The sequence below is a fragment of the Bacteroidota bacterium genome, assembly GCA_016713925.1.
Taxonomy (GTDB): domain Bacteria; phylum Bacteroidota; class Bacteroidia; order AKYH767-A; family OLB10; genus JAJTFW01.
This window is the reverse complement of sequence record JADJOH010000007.1, coordinates 241,457-260,097: the sequence shown is the minus strand read 5'-3', so window position 1 is coordinate 260,097 and position 18,641 is coordinate 241,457. Positions and strand designations below refer to the sequence as shown.

The 18,641-nt window shown below is 41.4% G+C and carries 7 protein-coding genes; all 7 read right to left on the bottom strand.

Going from position 1 to position 18,641, the window contains the following annotated elements; genetic code table 11:
* Nucleotides 1–11 precede the first annotated feature (11 nt).
* The 7 genes from IPJ86_09120 to IPJ86_09090 all read right to left on the bottom strand — a co-directional run bounded on the left by IPJ86_09120 (nt 12) and on the right by IPJ86_09090 (nt 18,202).
* A complete protein-coding gene (locus IPJ86_09120) occupies nt 12–2,684 on the bottom strand; it encodes a T9SS type A sorting domain-containing protein (protein ID MBK7887446.1) in 2,673 nt (890 codons plus the stop codon).
* Nucleotides 2,685–2,803: 119 nt separating this feature from the next.
* Nucleotides 2,804–5,515 (bottom strand): T9SS type A sorting domain-containing protein, encoded by a 2,712-nt coding sequence (locus tag IPJ86_09115; protein MBK7887445.1) that lies wholly within the window; start codon nt 5,513–5,515, stop codon nt 2,804–2,806.
* Between the two features lie 18 nt (nt 5,516–5,533).
* Entirely contained in the window at nt 5,534–8,245 is a 2,712-nt protein-coding gene (locus IPJ86_09110) for a T9SS type A sorting domain-containing protein (GenBank protein MBK7887444.1), read from the bottom strand.
* A gap of 18 nt (nt 8,246–8,263) precedes the next feature.
* Nucleotides 8,264–10,942 carry a T9SS type A sorting domain-containing protein gene (locus IPJ86_09105; protein ID MBK7887443.1) on the bottom strand — a complete coding sequence of 893 codons (2,679 nt, stop codon included), beginning with the start codon at nt 10,940–10,942 and terminating at the stop codon, nt 8,264–8,266.
* A gap of 46 nt (nt 10,943–10,988) precedes the next feature.
* Nucleotides 10,989–13,664 (bottom strand): T9SS type A sorting domain-containing protein, encoded by a 2,676-nt coding sequence (locus tag IPJ86_09100; protein ID MBK7887442.1) that lies wholly within the window; start codon nt 13,662–13,664, stop codon nt 10,989–10,991.
* A 46-nt stretch (nt 13,665–13,710) separates the two neighbouring features.
* Entirely contained in the window at nt 13,711–16,374 is a 2,664-nt protein-coding gene (locus IPJ86_09095; GenBank protein MBK7887441.1) for a T9SS type A sorting domain-containing protein, read from the bottom strand.
* Between the two features lie 202 nt (nt 16,375–16,576).
* Nucleotides 16,577–18,202 (bottom strand): MFS transporter, encoded by a 1,626-nt coding sequence (locus IPJ86_09090; protein ID MBK7887440.1) that lies wholly within the window; start codon nt 18,200–18,202, stop codon nt 16,577–16,579.
* Between the last annotated feature and the right edge of the window lie 439 nt (nt 18,203–18,641).

Below are 18,641 nucleotides of genomic sequence, written 5' to 3'. Positions count from 1 at the left end.
TATCTATGAAATTATTGTTTCACAAACGTAGCTCTCAATTCGCCTGACTGAATCAAATAAATTCCCGAGGAAAGATTATTTGTTTCTAGTGTTGTTGTTATTGATGTTATCGTTTTTTCAAGAATGAGTTTGCCATAAATATCCGTTAAACGCAATTGGGCTATTCCGTTTTCGAGTTGAATGCCGGAGATGTTGATTGTATTTTCTGCGGGATTGGGGAAGACATGCAATTTTCCCTGTACAGGTGTGGCGGATGCAATTCCGGTGTGGAGAATGATAATTGTTTTAGCAGTATTGGTGATGACGGGTTCGTTGAAGTCGAAGTAGATGGCGGCGAAGTTGGTGATGGAATCGCCGGCGGAGAGGGTGGTTTTGGGTTGGATGCGATAACGAACGAAACCGTGCGAGAGGGGTTCGTTGGTGTTGCTATCGGGAAGGAGAATGTTTTCAAATTTGAATTCCATGTTGCGCTGGTAGTTGATCCAGTTCAGGTTGACGGGATGCGAGGCGTTGGTGAATTCGAAAGTGGAGAGGTTGAGTTTGTTGGTATCGATTGGATTTAAAATTTTTACGGTGAAGGCTGTATCGTTGCCGGTGTTTTGAAAGCGGATGATGTACTCTAACCAGGGCGCGTTGCTGAGTTGCGTGGTGGTGAGGGTGTCTTCGTTCACGAGGATATCATTCGGATCAAAGGAGCCGGTGGTATTTACTACCCAACTACTATTGTTGTTGCCTTGGTTTGCATCGGTGGCATACGGTTCGATGTGAGCACTGCTGTTGATGAGTGTGCCGATGGGGAGTCCGGAATTCACATTTACAGTTATGATGATACTACCAGTTTGAAATGGAGTCATCGGGGACAAATTCCATATTACTGAATCAGGTGAGATTTGACTCGGTGTAACAGTTGATGATTGAAATGTGACATTACTATACGGATAAAAATAAACACTGGGTGATATATTGGTAGTACCATAATTGCTGTATTTAATTTGATAATAAGCAGTAAAGCCACTCCGAAAATTACTTATGGGAGTAATCGTAATACTACCATCTTCAAAAGCGCCTTGCGATTGGAAGGCAAAATCGTTGAGGGAATCGGTTTGGTGGATTCCAGTGAAAGTTGCTGTATGAGATACGGGAGCAGGGTTATACCAGTTGATTGATGGAGGAGACGCTATGAAATTTCCGGTATCAAGAACAAATAAGGAATAATTTCCATTTTGATCACTGAAGCAAACACTATTAGAACCCTGCTCAGTAATCTTTTGATTAGCAAGTTGTGGTTCTCCGCTATCATGGATGCTATTATTGTTTGAGTCAGAAAACAATTGCCCCTTTATCAAATTGTATTGATCTCTTATTTTTACAACCCAAAAATCCTCAAGGACATAACAATTCTCTGTTTTATCTCCAGAAATGTCAGACCAAGACCATCCACCTAAAACATATGCTCCATCAGTGGTTTCCAGAACGGAAGTCAGCCTATCTGCATTACTTCCTCCAATAGTATTCTGCCATTGTATATACCCTGCCGTATCCAATTTTACAACCCAATAGTCTATGTCACCTAAACTATTTTCAGTTTTATCAACGGAGATATTTGAGGCAGAAGACCCGCTTAAAATATAGCCCCCATCGTTGGTTTGTTGAACAGAAGACATCCAATCAATAAAGCTACCACCTATGGTATTCTGCCATTCGATATTCCCAGCAACATCAGTTTTTACAATCCAGAAATCATCAAACCCCAAACAATTTTCAGATTTATCTCCGGAAATATTTGAGTTGGAATTTCCGCCTAAGACATAACCACCATCTGCAGTTTGCTGAACTGAATACATAAAATCATTTACAGATCCCCCTAGTGTATTCTGCCATTGAATATTTCCTTGTGAATCCGTTTTTACAATCCAATAATCATAACCACCTAAACAGTTCTCGGTTTTGTCTCCGGAAATACCAGAACCCGAGAATCCACCTAAAATAAAACCTCCATCTGCAGTTTGGTGAATGGAGTTCAACTCATCATTTATACTGCCACCAATCGTATTTTGCCACTGAATATTTCCAATTGAATCGGTCTTCACGATCCAGTAGTCATAGCCTCCCTGGCTGTTTTCAGTTTTATCCCCTGAAATATCAGACCTGGATTTTCCACCTAAAATATACCCGCCATCAGCTGTTTGTTGAAGTGCGAACAATTCGTCCTCTAAAATACCTCCAATCGTATTCTGCCATTGGATATTCCCAAGTGAATCGGTTTTAACAATCCAATAATCAAAATCTCCTAAACAGTTTTCTGTTTTATCTCCAAATATGTAAGATTCTGAATATCCTCCCAAAATAAATCCGCCGTCAGCGGTTTGCATAACAGAAGTTAGATTATCATTTAGAATTCCTCCTATCGTATTTTGCCATTGAATATTCCCAATAGAGTCCGTTTTGACTATCCAATAATCATTTCCTCCAATGCAATTTTCTGTCTTATTTCCAGAGAAGTTCGATACAGAAGTTCCCCCTAAAATATATCCTCCGTCAGAAGTTTGCTTCATTGAGCTTAACCAATCTACATTGTTCCCCCCAATCGTTTTCTGCCACTCAATTTCCTGAGAAAAACCAGGTTTAAATGCTAATGAAAGTAAACAAAAAAAGTATAGGACGGAGGTATAAATTTTAGTCATGACTTTAATTTGAAGATGTGATAATTTGAAGATTTGAAGATCTCCCTATGCGGGAGACAGGTTTGAAGATGTGATGATCTCTCATTCTGGAGAGAGGTTTGAAGTTGTTTAATGCGAGATTACTTTTTCACAAACGTCGCCCTCCTACCCCCTGATTGAATCAGATAGACCCCATTAGCGAGTTGGTTTGTTTCTAGTGTTGAATTTGTGGTTGTGACGGTTTTCTCAAGAATTAACTTCCCATAAATATCCATCAACCGCAACTGCACTTTCCCGTTCTCCAATTGAATACCGGAGATGTTAATTGTATTCTCTGCGGGATTTGGAAAGACATGCAATTTGCCTTGTGTTTGTGTTGCGGATGCAATTCCGGTGGGGAGAATGATAATGGTTTTAGCAGTATTGGTGATAACGGGCTCGTTAAAGTCGAAGTAGATGGCGGCGAAGTTGGTGATGGAATCGCCGGCGGTGAGGGTGGTTTTGGGTTGGATGCGATAACGAACAAAACCGTGAGAGAGGGGTTCGTTGATGTTGCTGTCGGGAAGGAGAATGTTTTCAAATTTAAACTCCATGTTGCGCTGGTAGTTGATCCAGTTTAGGTTGACGGGATGCGATGCGTTGGTGAATTCGAAAGTGGAGAGGTTGAGTTTGTTGGTATCAATCGGATTTAAAATTTTAACGGTGAAGGCTGTATCGTTACCCGTGTTTTGAAAGCGGATGATGTACTCTAACCAGGGAGCGTTGCTGAGTTGGGTGGTGGTAAGGGTATCTTCGTTCACGAGGATATCATTGGGATCAAGGGAGCCGGTGGTGTACACTTCCCAGTTGCTGTTGTTGCAACTGGGGTTATCATCGGTGGCATACGGCTCAATATGCGCGCTGCTGTTGATGAAGGTTCCAATGGGGAGTCCGGGGTTTACATTGACGGTGACGATAATGCTGCCGGTTTGGAAGGGTGTTAATGCCGGGATGTTCCATTGCACTGAGTCAGGGAAGATTTGACTGGGTGTAACTGTAGCTGATTGAAAAGTGACATTGCTATACGGGTAAAAATATACGATCGGATTTGATACTGTGGTAGTACCATAGTTACCGTAAGAAATCATATAATTTGCGTTGAAGCCACTTCGGAAATTTCCTAGTGGAGTGATTGTAATGCAAACATCTTCAAAAGTTCCTTGAGGTTGGAAGGCGAAATCGTTGAGGGAATCGGCTTGGTTGATCGCGGAGAAGGTTGATGTATGTGATATTGGTGAAGGATTAAACCAGTTAATTGATTGTGGTGACAATGTGAAATTTCCTGTGTCGAGAACAGACAATTTATAATTACCATTCTGATCAGCATAGGTGAAGCGACCGGTAATTTGCTCGGTAATTTTTAGGGCTGCTAGAGGTGGTTCTCCACTATCCTGAATACCGTTGTTGTTTATGTCAGCAAATAAATGGCCGGAGATTAAATTGAGGTTATCGGTTAGTTTCACTATCCAGTAATCATTATTACCTAAACAATTTTTCGATTTATCTTCTGAAATATTTGACAAAGAACTCCCACCTAAAATGAAGCTTCCATCACTGGTTTGCTCTATTGACAACAGACCATCAAAATCATTACCTCCAATAGTATTCTCCCATATGACTTGGCCTACCTCATCGGTTCTTACAATCCAGAAATCATTAGTTCCAATACAATTTTCTGACTTATACCCAGAGATATTAGATGTAGATTCTCCACCTAAAATAAATCCACCATTATTGGTTTGTTCAATAAACCGTATTCCGTCAAAAAAATTACCTCCAATTGTATTTTGCCATTGAATATTACCCAAATCATCGGTTTTTAAAATCCAGTAATCCCAATATCCCAAGGAGTTTTCTGTCTTATCTCCAGAAAAGTTTGACACAGACCAACCACCCAAAATATAACCTCCGTCATAGGTTTGTTGGATTGAATACAGTAAATCCACATCATTGCCCCCAATCGTATTCTGCCATTGGATATTTCCAATAGAATCGACTTTTACAATCCAATAATCATTTCGATTTAGTAATCCTATTGCGTTTTCAGTCTTATCTCCGGAAATATCAGATTTTGAAAATCCTCCTAATATAAAGCCTCCATCCGAGGTTTGCTTTATTGACTGTAGAACATCATCTAAACTGCCCCCAATTGTGTTCTGCCATTGAATATTCCCAGAAGAATCGGTTTTTACGATCCAGTAATCTATATACCCCAAACTATTTTCTGTCTTGTCGCCAGAAATGTTTGATTTAGATGATCCACCTAAAATGTAGCCTCCATCAGAGGTTTGCTCTATAGAAATGAAATGGTCATCATCATTCCCTCCAATAGTATTCTGCCATTGAATATTTCCAATTGAATCTGTTTTAACGAACCAGTAATCCCAAGATGACCCCATACTATTTTCTGTTTTATCACCAGAAATGTCGGAAACGGAATGACCACCCAAAATAAAACCACCATCATAGGTTTGCTGAATAGAGAACAGTTTGTCCGTCGAACTCCCTCCAATTGTATTCTGCCATAGTATATTCCCCGCTGAATCGGTTTTTAAGATCCAATAATCATCTGATCCTATATTATTTTCCGTTTTATCTCCGAAGATGCCTGAACTTGACCACCCGCCTAAAATGTATCCCCCATCAGAAGTCTGATGAACACACTGTAAATAGTCATTCCAATTGCCCCCAATTGTATTCTGCCATTCGATTTCCTGAGAAAACAAAGTTGATGCACTAACTAATAAAAGCAATGTCACTCTTGTAAAAAGGGAGACAAACTTTGAAGGAAGATTCATGCAATTATTTTTCATAGTAAGTAGCATTAAAGGTCACTGTTTCACAAACGTCGCCCTCTTACCCCCTGATTGAATCAGATAGACCCCATTGGAGAGTAGATTTGTTTCGAGTGTTGAATTTGTGGTTGTGACGGTTTTCTCAAGAATTAACTTCCCATAAATATCCGTCAATCTCAACAGCGCTTTCCCATTCTCCAATTGAATACCGGAGATGTTAATTGTATTCTCTGTGGGATTTGGGTAGACATGCAATTTTCCTTGTGATGGTGATGCAGCTGCAATTCCGGTGGGTAGAACGATGATTGTTTTCGCGGTGTTGGTGATCACCGGCTCGTTGAAGTCGAAATAGATGGCGGCGAAGTTGGTGATGGAATCGCCGGCGGTGAGGGTGGTCTTGGGTTGGATGCGATAACGAACAAAGCCGTGAGAGAGGGGTTCGTTGGTGTTGCTATCGGGGAGGAGAATGTTTTCAAATTTAAACTCCATGTTGCGCTGGTAGTTGATCCAGTTCAGGTTGACGGGATGCGAGGCGTTGGTGAATTCAAAAGTGGAGAGATTGAGTTTGTTGGTATCAATCGGATTTAAAATTTTTACGGTGAAGGCTGTATCGTTACCCGTGTTTTGAAAGCGGATGATGTACTCTAACCATGGGGCGCTGGCAAGTTGTGTGGTGGTGAGGGTGTCTTCGTTCACGAGGATATCATTCGGATCAAAGGAGCCGGTGGTGTACACTTCCCAATTGCTGTTGTTGCAGCTGGGGTTATCATCGGTAGCATACGGCTCGATATGCGCACTGCTGTTGATGAGGGTTCCGATGGGGAGTCCGAGGTTGACATTTACGGTGACGATGATGCTGCCGGTTTGGAAGGGTGTTAATGCGGGGAGATTCCATACTACAGAATCAGGAAAGATTTGGTTTGGGGTTACTGCTGCTGATTGATAGGTGACATTGCTGTATGGGTAAAAATAAACTGTTGGTGTAACTGTGGTATTTCCATAGTTTCCATAACTGATCATATAACTTGCAGTGAAACCGCTGCGGAAATTTCCGAGAGGAGTGATCTTAACACAAACATCTTCAAAAGTTCCTTGCGGTTGGATGGCGAAGTCGTTGAGGGAATCGGTTTGGTTGATGGCAGTGAAGGTGGCTGATTGGGTTGAAGGAAGAGGACTAAACAAGTTTATTGATTGAAGTAATACTGTAAAATTTCCAGTATCAAGAACCGACAAACTATAATTACCATTCTGATCGCTGAAAGTGAAACGTCCGGTATTTTGTTCGATGATCTTGTGTGCGGTAAATGGCAGTTCTCCACTGTCCTGATTCCCGTTGTTGTTTAAATCAACATACAACTTGCCAGTTATTAAATTGAACTTATCTGTAAGTTTTATGATCCAGTAATCGCTATATCCTAAACAATTTTCCGTCTTGTCTCCAGAGATGTCCGACAGAGTATACCCGCCTATTATATAACCCCCATCAGATGTTTGCTCAATTGAATTCAATTCATCTGAATTACCACCCCCAATAGTATTCTCCCATTGAATATTCCCCATTGAATCAGTTTTCACAATCCAGTAATCTGTATCACCCAAATTAAGTTCAGTTTTATTTCCGGAAATGTTGGATTCTGATGTTCCACCTAAAATATAACCACCATCAGCAGTTTGCTGCATTGAAAACAATCTATCATATTTACTCCCTCCAATAGTGTTCTGCCATTGGACATTTCCTGCCCCATCGGTTTTTACAATCCAAAAATCGTAGTACCCACTGCTACCAATTACATCCCCTGTTTTATCTCCTGAGATAGGTGAATCAGAAAAACCACCCAAAATATACCCCCCATCTGTAGTTTGTTGAATAGAGTATAATTGATCACTTTGAACTCCACCAATTGTCTTTTGCCATTGAATATCTCCTATAGAATCGATTTTTAAGATCCAATAATCCGCGTTAGCACTATTTTCTATTTTATCCCCAGATATATTTGATAAGGAACTTCCACCTAAAATATAGCCCCCATCTGATGTTTGTACAATAGACCTCAACCAATCATAGTCATTTCCTCCAATCGTATTCTCCCATTGTATATTCCCCACCCCATCAACTTTTACAATCCAGTAATCATACAATCCAAATCCAATTTCCGTTTTATCCCCCGAGTTGTTTGAATGAGACCATCCCCCCAAAATATAACCTCCATCAAAAGTTTGTTGAATTGTATTTAAAATATCATCATTAGATCCTCCAATTGTATTCTGCCATTGGATATTCCCAATTGCATCGATTTTTACAATCCAGTAATCTCTCCACCCAACAGTAATTACAGGATTCTCAGTCTTGTCTCCAGAAATACCTGAATAGGAAGAACCACCTAATATATAACCTCCATCATAAGTTTGCTTTATTGAGTGCAAATAATCAGTGGCACTACCACCAATTGTATTTTGCCATTGAATATTCCCGACTGCATCGGTTTTAACGATCCAGTAATCAAAACCTCCAAGATAATTCTCGGTCTTGTCAACGGAAATACTTGAGCTGGAATATCCCCCCAAAATATAGCCACCATCAATTGTTTGATGAACAGAGTATAGTCTATCATCAAGACTCCCGCCTAGCGTATTCTGCCATTCAATTTCCTGAGAATACAAAGTTGATGCACTAACCAATAAAAGCAATGTCACTCTTGTAAAAAAGGAGACAAACTTTGAAGGAATATCCAAGCAATTATTTTTCATAGTAAGTAGCATTAAAGGTTATTGTTTCACAAACGTCGCCCTCATCCCCCCCGATTGAATCAGATAAACACCATTAGCGAGTTGATTTGTTTCGAGTGTTGAAGTTGTAGTTGTCACCGTTTTCTCAAGAATTAGCTTCCCATAAATATCCGTCAACCGCAACTGCGCTTTCCCGTTCTCCAATTGAATACCGGAGATGTTAATTGTATTCTCGGCAGGATTTGGGAAGACAAGGAGTTTTCCTTGTGTTGGTGATGCAGATGCAATTCCGGTGGGGAGAATGATAATTGTTTTTGCGGTGTTGGTGATGACAGGTTCGTTGAAGTCGAAATAGATGGCGGCGAAGTTGGTGATGGAATCGCCGGCGGTGAGGGTTGTTTTGGGTTGGATGCGATAGCGAACAAAGCCATGCGAGAGAGGTTCGTTGGTGTTGCTATCGACTAATAAAATGTTTTCAAATTTAAACTCCATGTTGCGCTGGTAGTTGATCCAGTTGAGGTTGACGGGATGCGAGGCGTTGGTGAATTCGAAAGTGGAGAGGTTGAGTTTGTTGGTATCAATCGGATTCAGAATTTTCACTGTGAAGGCCGTATCGTTGCCGGTGTTTTGAAAGCTGATGATGTACTCTAACCAGGGCGCGTTGCTGAGTTGGGTGGTGGTGAGGGTATCTTCGTTCACGAGAATATCATTGGGATCAAAGGAGCCGGTGGTGTACACTTCCCAATTGCTGTTGTTGCAACTGGGGTTATCATCGGTGGCATACGGCTCGATATGCGCGCTGCTGTTGATGAGTGTACCAATGGGGAGTCCGAGGTTGACGTTTACTGTGACGATGATGCTGCCAGTTTGGAAGGGGGTTAATGCCGGGAGATTCCAAATTACTGAATCAGGTGTGATTTGACTTGGGGTAAGTGTTGCGGATTGAAAGGTCACATTACTGTATGGGTAAAAATATACGATCGGATTTGTTACTGTGGTAGTACCATAGTTACCATAAGAAATCATATAAGTTGCGTTGAATCCGCTGCGGAAATTTCCGAGAGGAGTGATAGTAATGCATACATCTTCAAAAGTTCCTTGCGGTTGGTAGGCGAAGTCGTTGAGTGAATCGGTTTGGTTGATGGCGGTGAAGGTGACTGGATGAGATACGGGAGAAGGGTTATACCAGTTTATTGATTGAGGAGAAACGGTGAAATTTCCGCTGTCGAGTACTGATAAGATATAGTTTCCGTCTTGATCGGTGAAGGTGAAACGACCTGAAGTTTGTTCGGTAATTCTTCGTGCTAGTATTGGTGATTCTCCGCTTTCAAGAATTCCGTTGCTGTTTAAATCTGAAAATAGTTTTCCTGTAATCAGATTGCATTTATCTGTTAGTTTGACAACCCAATAATCAAAATTTCCTAAACTATTTTCGGACTTATCTCCAGAAATGTTTGAATCAGACTTTCCGCCAAAGACATATTCCTTATTAGAGGTTATATCAAGAGAAAATAGGCTTTCCTCTAAACTTCCACCAATTGTATTTTGCCAAACAATCTTTCCTATTGAATCTGTTTTAATGATCCAGGCATCCGAATCTCCTATAGAATTTTCTGTCTTACTTCCAGAGATGTTAGACAATGAATGTCCACCCAAAAAATACCCCCTATCGTCAGTTTGTTTAACTGAAATCAAATAATCCTCAAAAGAGCCTCCAATTGTTTTCTGCCATTGTATATTTCCAATGGAGTCAGTTTTCACTATCCAATAATCTTCATCACCAAAACAATTTTCTGTTTTAACTCCTGAGATATTAGATTCCGAATATCCACCTAAAATATAGCCGCCATCTGAAGTTTGTTGAACAGAGTTTAATTTATCACCCGCACTCCCGCCTATTGTATTTTGCCACTGAATATTACCCAGTGAATCCGTTTTTACAATCCAGTAATCCCAAATACCGAAACTATTTTCCGTTTTATCTCCAGAGATATCAGATATAGAATAACCACCAAGAATATATCCTCCATCAGTAGTTTGTTGAATTGATGTCAAAATATCATTGTCATTTCCACCAATTGTGTTTTGCCAAAGTATATTACCAACTGAGTCAATTTTCACAACCCAATAATCTTTCAAACCTAAACTATTTTCAGATTTATCTCCAGAAATATTAGATGTAGACTCTCCTCCTAAAATAAATCCACCATCTACAGTTTCCTGTACGGTGAATAACACATCCCAATTACTACCACCAATAGTATTCTGCCATTGTATATTTCCTACGGAATCAGTTTTCAATACCCAATAATCACAAACTCCTAAAGAATTCTCGGATTTATCGCCCCCTATACTTGAGTAAGAATATCCTCCTAAAATGTAACCGCCATCTGAAGTTTGTTGAACAGAGTTTAACACATCACCCGCACTCCCGCCTATTGTATTTTGCCACCAAATATTACCCAGTGAATCCGTTTTTACAATCCAGTAATCCCAATAACCGAAACTATTTTCCGTTTTATCTCCAGAAATGTTTGAGTCTGAATGGCCGCCCAAAATAAATCCCCCATCATTAGTTTTTTGAACTGAAAACATGCCATCTATTTTACTCCCCCCAATCGTATTCTGCCATTGGATTTCCTGAGCTAATACCGATGATGTATTAATAAATAAAATCAGTATTAATTTGATAAATAGCCTTTGAATGAAATTTTCCATGTTAGAATAAATTTTGATGGTTAAGTTTAAAATTATAAATCACGTTTTACTGCTTCACAAACGTCGCCCTCCTACCCCCTGATTGAATCAGATAGACACCATTAGAGAGCAGATTTGTTTCTATTGTTGAAGTTGTAGTTGTCACCGTTTTCTCAAGAATCAACTTCCCATAAATATCCGTCAACCTCAACTGCGCTTTTCCATTCTCCAATTGAATTCCGGAGATGTTGATAGAATTCTCCGCCGGATTTGGGAAGACATGCAATTTTCCTTGTACAGGTGATGCAGATGCAATTCCGGTGGGGAGAATGATGATGGTTTTAGCCGTGTTAGTGATGACAGGTTCGTTGAAGTCGAAGTAGATGGCGGCGAAGTTGGTGATGGAATCGCCGGCGGTGAGGGTTGTTTTGGGTTGGATGCGGTAACGAATAAATCCATGCGAGAGGGGTTCGTTGGTGTTGCTATCGGGCAGGAGAATATTTTCGAATTTGAACTCCATGTTGCGCTGGTAGTTGATCCAGTTGAGGTTGACGGGATGCGAGGCGTTGGTGAATTCAAAAGTGGAGAGGTTGAGTTTGTTGGTATCAATCGGATTTAAAATTTTTACGGTGAATGCTGTATCGTTACCGGTATTTTGAAAGCGGATGCTGTACTCTAACCAGGGTGCATTGCTGAGTTGCGTGGTGGTGAGGGTGTCTTCGTTAACCAGAATATCATTCGGATCAAAGGAGCCGGTGGTGTACACTTCCCAATTGCTGTTATTGCAGCTGGGGTTATCATCGGTGGCATAGGGTTCGATGTGCGCGCTGCTGTTGATGAGTGTGCCAATGGGGAGACCAAGGTTTACGTTTACGGTGACAATAATGCTGCCGGTTTGGAATGGTGTTAATGCGGGGAGATTCCAAATCACTGAATCAGGAAAGATTTGGTTTGGAGTTACTGTTGCTGATTGAAAGGTGACGTTGTTATACGGGTAAAAATAAACTGTTGGTGTAACAGTAGTGGTTCCATAATTACCGTAACTGATCATGTAACTTGCAGTGAATCCACTTCTGAAATTTCCGAGTGGAGTGATTGTAATGCAGACATCTTCAAAAGTTCCTTGCGGTTGGAAGGCGAAGTCGTTGAAGGAATCGGTTTGGTGGATGGTGGTGAAGGTGGCTGATTGAGATACAGGAAAAGGGTTATACCAGTTTATTGATTGCGGTGATATAGTGAAGTTTCCCGAATCGATTACCACAAGTGAAAAATTACCACTTTGGTCACTGAAACTAAAACGACCTGTATTCTGCTCAATAATTTTCCTCGTTAGCAAACCGAGTTCGCCACTATCTTGAATGCCATTGCTGTTTAAGTCAGCAAATAACTTTCCTTTAATTAAATTAAAATTGTCTGTAAGTTTTATAATCCAATAATCAGAACTTCCCAAGCTATTCTCTATCTTATCTCCTGAGATATTGGAAGATGTATGACCGCCCAAAATATAGTCACCGTCGGTGGTTTGTTGAATTGAATATAAATAATCTGCTAGGCTTCCGCCAATCGTATTCTGCCATTGGATAGCTCCCATGGAATCAACCTTGACGATCAAGTAATCCAGAGATCCGTTGCTATTTTCAGTCTTATCACCTGAGATATTGGACAATGACCATCCGCCCAGTACATAACCTCCGTCGGTGGTTTTTTGAATAGAGCGCAATTCTTCATATTCACTCCCACCAATCGACTTCTGCCATTGAATAGTTCCCAGAGAATCAACCTTAACAATCCAGAAATCAAAACCTCCATTGGTGGTTATCGTTTTATCGCCGGAAATTCCTGAACCAGATTTTCCACCAAAAATATAGCCCCCATCGGTGGTCTGTTGAATTGAATATAGATAATCCACTAGGCTTCCTCCAATAGTATTCTCCCATTGGATATCTCCCAGTGAATCAACCTTTACAATCCAGTAATCAAAAAACCCGAAACCATATTCTGTTTTATCACCGCCAATATTAGATTGTGAGGTCCCAGCTAAAATATAGCCCCCGTCGGTGGTTTGTTGAATGGAATTTAAATATTCCGAGGAGCCTCCGCCAATCGTATTCTGCCATTGGATATTTCCAATCGAATCAACCTTTACAATCCAGTAATCATTTTGTCCTATACTAGTTTCCGTTTTATCTCCGGAAATATTTGATTGTGAAGTACCAGCCAAAATATATCCCCCGTCTGTCGTTTGCTGAAAATCGCCCAACTGATCAAAACTACTTCCTCCTATTGTATTTTGCCACTGGATTAAACCCAATGAGTCCACTTTAACGATCCAGTAATCACTAAGTCCCTTGCAGTTTTCAGTTTTGTCACCAGAGATGTTAGAATCAGAATAACCGCCAAGGATATACCCCTCGTCGCTAGTTTGACAAATAGAGTATAATCGATCTTCATTGCTCCCTCCAATCGTCTTTTGCCATTGAAGATTTCCTTTAGAATCAATTTTAACGATCCAATAATCAAAATCACCTAAACAATTTTCCGTCTTATCTCCTGATATGTTGGACGTTGAACTTCCACCTAAAATATACCCCTTGTCTGTGGTTTGCTGAATAAAGTTTAAAACATCATTCAAGTTTCCCCCAATCGTATTCTGCCATTCAATTTCCTGAGCAAATACCGGTGATGTATTAATAAACAAAATCAGTATTAATTTGATAAATAGCCTTTGAATGAAATTTTCCATATTAATATAAATATTGATAGTTCAGTTTAAAATTACAATTCATTTATTACTGCTTCACAAACGTCGCCCTCATCCCCCCTGATTGTATCAGATAGACCCCATTAGAGAGCTGGTTTGTTTCCAGTGTTGGAGTTGTAGTTGTGACCGTTTTCTCAAGAATTAACTTTCCATAAATATCCATCAACCTCAACTGCGCCTTTCCATTCTCTAATTGAATTCCGGAGATGTTGATTGTATTCTCTGCGGGATTGGGGAAGACATGCAATTTTCCTTGTGCTGGAGATGCAGCTGCAATTCCGGTGGGGAGAATAATAATTGTTTTCGCCGTGTTGGTGATGACGGGTTCGTTGAAGTCGAAGTAGATGGCGGCGAAGTTGGTGATGGAATCGCCGGCGGTGAGATTTGTTTTGGGTTGGATGCGATAGCGAACGAATCCATGCGAGAGGGGTTCGTTGGTGTTGCTATCGGGAAGTAGAATATTTTCAAATTTGAACTCCATGTTGCGCTGGTAGTTGATCCAGTTGAGGTTGACGGGATGCGATGCGTTGGTGAATTCAAAAGTGGAGAGATTGAGTTTGTTGGTATCAATCGGATTTAGAATTTTAACCGCGAAGGCTGTATCGTTACCCGTGTTTTGAAAGCGGATGATGTACTCTAACCAGGGGGCGTTGCTGAGTTGGGTGGAGGTGAGGGTGTCTTCATTCACGAGGATATCATTCGGATCAAGGGAGCCTGTAGTGTACACTTCCAAATTGCTGTTGTTGCAGCTCGGATTATCATCGGTGGCATAGGGTTCGATGTGTGCGCTGCTGTTGATGAGTGTGCCGATGGGGAGTCCGGGGTTGACATTTACGGTGACGATGATGCTGCCTGTTTGGAAGGGTGTTAATGCCGGGAGACTCCAAATCACCGAATCTGGTGTGATTTGACTCGGTGTAACTGTTGCGGATTGAAAGGTGACGTTGTTGTAGGGATAAAAGTACACGGTGGGTGAAACTGTAGTGTTACCATAGTTTCCATAACTGATCATATAACTTGCATTGAAGCCGCTGCGGAAATTTCCGAGAGGAGTAATGGTAATACAAACATCTTCGAATGTTCCTTGCGGTTGGTAGGCGAAATCGTTGAGGGAGTCGGTTTGGTGGATGGTGGTGAAAGTGGCTGTATGAGATATTGGAGAAGGGTTATACCAGTTTATTGATTGGGGAGACACGGTGAAATTTCCAGAATCAAGAACAAGAACTGAATAGTTTCCGTTTTGATCACTGAATACAAAACGTCCGGTATTTTGTTCGGTAATCTTATGAGCGGCAAGTGGTGGTTCGCCGATATCCTGAAGGCCGTTGCTGATGAGGTCTGCGAATAGTTTTCCTGTTAGCAGATTGTATTTATCGGTGAGTTTGACGATCCAGTAGTCAGATCCTCCTATGTAATTTTCCTTCTTATCCCCAGAAATATTTGAGGCTGAATATCCACCCAAAATATAGCCTCCGTCGGTGGTTTGCTGAATGGAGAACAAGAAATCCCAGCCATTCCCACCAATTGTATTCTGCCGTTGGATGTCTCCCAAAGAATCAACCTTGACAATCCAGTAATCCCAATTACCATAGCAATTTTCCGTCTTATCACCGGAGATATTTGACAAAGACCAGCCACCGAAAATACAGCCACCGTCGGACGTAAGTTGAATCGACCATAATTCATCATCGAAACTCCCACCAATCGTATTTTGCCATTGGATACCTCCCAGAGAATCGACCTTGACAATCCAGTTATCAATACCACCATTACAATTTTCCGTTTTATCACCAGAAATATTTGATCTGGAACTTCCACCCAAAACATAGCCACCGTCGGTAGTTTGTTGAATTGAATATAAATTATCATCATCACTACCTCCAATCGTATTCTGCCATTCAATTACGCCCAGTGAATTTAACTTGACGATCCAGTAATCATTTAGTCCAACACAATTTTCCGACTTATCACCGGAAATATTGGAGTTTGAATACCCACCTAACATATAGCCCCCATCAGTTGATTGTAGGATTGAATTCAGTCTGTCATTATCGCTCCCCCCTATCGTATTCTGCCATTGAATAGCTCCCTGAGAATCCACCTTGATTATCCAAAGATCATTACTACCAAAACAATTTTCCGTCTTATCACCGGAAATGTTGGAGCTTGAATACCCACCTAAAATATAGCCTCCATCCGCGGTTTGCTGAATTGAATTCAAAAATTCTGGACCACTCCCTCCAATCGAATTCTGCCATTGTATAGCTCCTTGGGAATCCACCTTGACTATCCAGTAGTCACCACCTCCTCCAATGTGATTTTCAGTCTTATCACCGGATATACTTGAACCAGACCGACCACCCAAAATATAGCCTCCGTCGGTGGTTTGTTGGATGGAGTACAAATCATCAACAGAATTCCCCCCAATCGTGTTTTGCCATTGGATCACTCCCTGGTAGTCCACCTTGACAATCCAGTAATCAAGATTTCCAATACAGTTTTCTGTCTTATCACCGGAAATATTTGACTTGGACGACCCACCTAAGATATAGCCTCCGTCGGTGGTTTGATGGATAGAGTACAATCTATCCTGATCATTCCCTCCAATCGTATTCTGCCATTCAATTTCTTGGGCATTGCTGAAAGAAAACAAAGCAATAAACAGAGCGAAAGTCAGGCACAGGTTTTTCATGATCGTAAAATTTCAAATAAAAGTAAAGAAAATCAACGAATTACCGCAATGTTTAGTAAGAAAATTTAAACATGTGGTAACATTGGGCGATCGACCCAACCGGAACGCCGGTAATCACCGGAAAAGGTGCCGGATAATCAGGTTAAAATGCAAAGGTGCGGTACGATTTGACCCTGATGCTGCTATTTCTAAAAACCCCTGTTTAAGTATTCGCTTTAAATATCCGATTCAACCATTTCAGCATGGAGAAGGCAATGGCGGTGGCGACGAGTAAGAGGAAACAGTTGAAGAGGAAGAAGTCGGTTTTCATTTCGTATTTATCCCATAAGCTGGCCAGTACACCGCTGAGCTTGTTTCCGATGGAGGTGCTCAGGAACCAGCCACCCATCATGAGTGCTGTGATCCGCGGAGGACTCAGTTTCGAGACCAGACTCAATCCCATCGGACTTAAAAACAATTCTCCAATGGTGATCACCCCGTAACAGCCAATCAGCCACCATACACTCACTTTCTCTGCTCCGTTACTTCCTGCTTTCGCGGCGGCGACCATCACCAATGCCGAGAGCGCGGAGATGAATAATCCGTAGGCAATTTTTGCCGGAGTGGAAGGCTCCTTTTTCTTCCCGCGCAGCCAGGTAAAGAAGGCTACCACGAGCGGTGTGAGTAATATCACCCAGCCGGGGTTGATCGATTGACTGAGGTTGGTCGCCCAAACATTGATACTTTCTCCTTCTTCCGGTAGCTTCGATTCATTTTCATTTCGGAAATAGACCGGATAATTTACTTCTTCTTTTACTATTCCATCTACTTTTTGTAAACGGAAATATTCATCGTAGACCGGCACTGTATCTTTCGCGTAAGTAATTTCCTTGGATTGCTTCAGCACACCAAATACCTCTGCTGTAGTTCCACTCAGACTGCGATCCGTATACCGGTCGGCCCAGGTATTCAGCGCTGATCCGTTTTGCTTGAATACCGCCCAAAAGAGAATCACCACTGCAAAAATGGCAAGCATCGCACCGATGGGACCTTTCTCTTCCTTCTTGGCAGTGAAATAAAGATTTCCATAAAAATAAAGCACGGGAAGGCAACTCAGGATAAATGCATCGGTACTGTCGCTGCCAAAAATATTATCCGGTATCAACCATCCGATAATACCAAAAACGAAGACCGGGAGTAAAACGACTGCTCCGATTTTTGACATCGGCATATCGTCTTTATGTACTCCTTTTTTCTGATCATATCCAACATAGTGTTTTCTTCCCGACAGGAACACAAAAAGGCCGATAAACATCCCCACTCCTGCAGCCATAAAGGCCCAGCCCCAGCCCAGCATAATTTGTAAAGCCGCACCAAAGAAATTACAGATGAATGCACCAATATTTATCCCCATGTAAAAAATGTTATATCCTTCATCTTTCCTGTGACGGTACTCGTCGGTGGAATAAATATTTCCCAATAAGGTGCTGATATTTGGTTTAAAGAACCCATTCCCGAAAATCACGAGGGTCATCCCGGCATAGAGCGCGGAAAGATTATGAATACCCATCAGGCAGTATCCCAATCCCATCATGATTCCTCCAATAACGATGGCTTTTGTATAGCCCCAATACCGGTCGGCGATGAGTCCGCCCAGGAAGGGGGTTAAAAATACCAGGGCGATAAAGGTCCCGTAGAGATCGGAGGCCTCTGCCTCAGTCATGGCGAAGCCTTCTTTTACATCTTTGAGATAGAGGGTAAAGATGCCAATCATGAGGTAATAGCCGAAGCGTTCCCACATTTCAGACAGGAAGAGGAAGGGTAATCCGGAAGGATGTTTTTTGGACATAAATTTTAACTCTGGTTGACGAATATAGGGAATTTGAAGATTTACCGATTAGAAGATTTGAAGATTTGAAGATGGGTTGATTTGAAGATTTGAAGATGTACCGATCTCCCTATCCGGGAGACAGGTTTGAAGATGGGGATGTGATGATGGAATGGCGTCTTCAGGGGAGATAGCGCCGAAAAAGGGGAATGCAGATTAAACGGATCAAACGGATGGTCACGGATTTAACCATATAACCTAGCGTCCCTTGCGATCAGCGAAGCGGCCTTGCGTCCCTGCGGTTAACCAAAAGATTATATTAAACCTAAAAACATAAAGAGAACACTGATGAAGGCGGATTTGGCGGATGGTCGCGGATTGGAATAACCACATCTTCAAATTAACACATCTTCAAATTTTCAAATCATGATAGTTTCTAGTTACGATAAAACGTTATCGC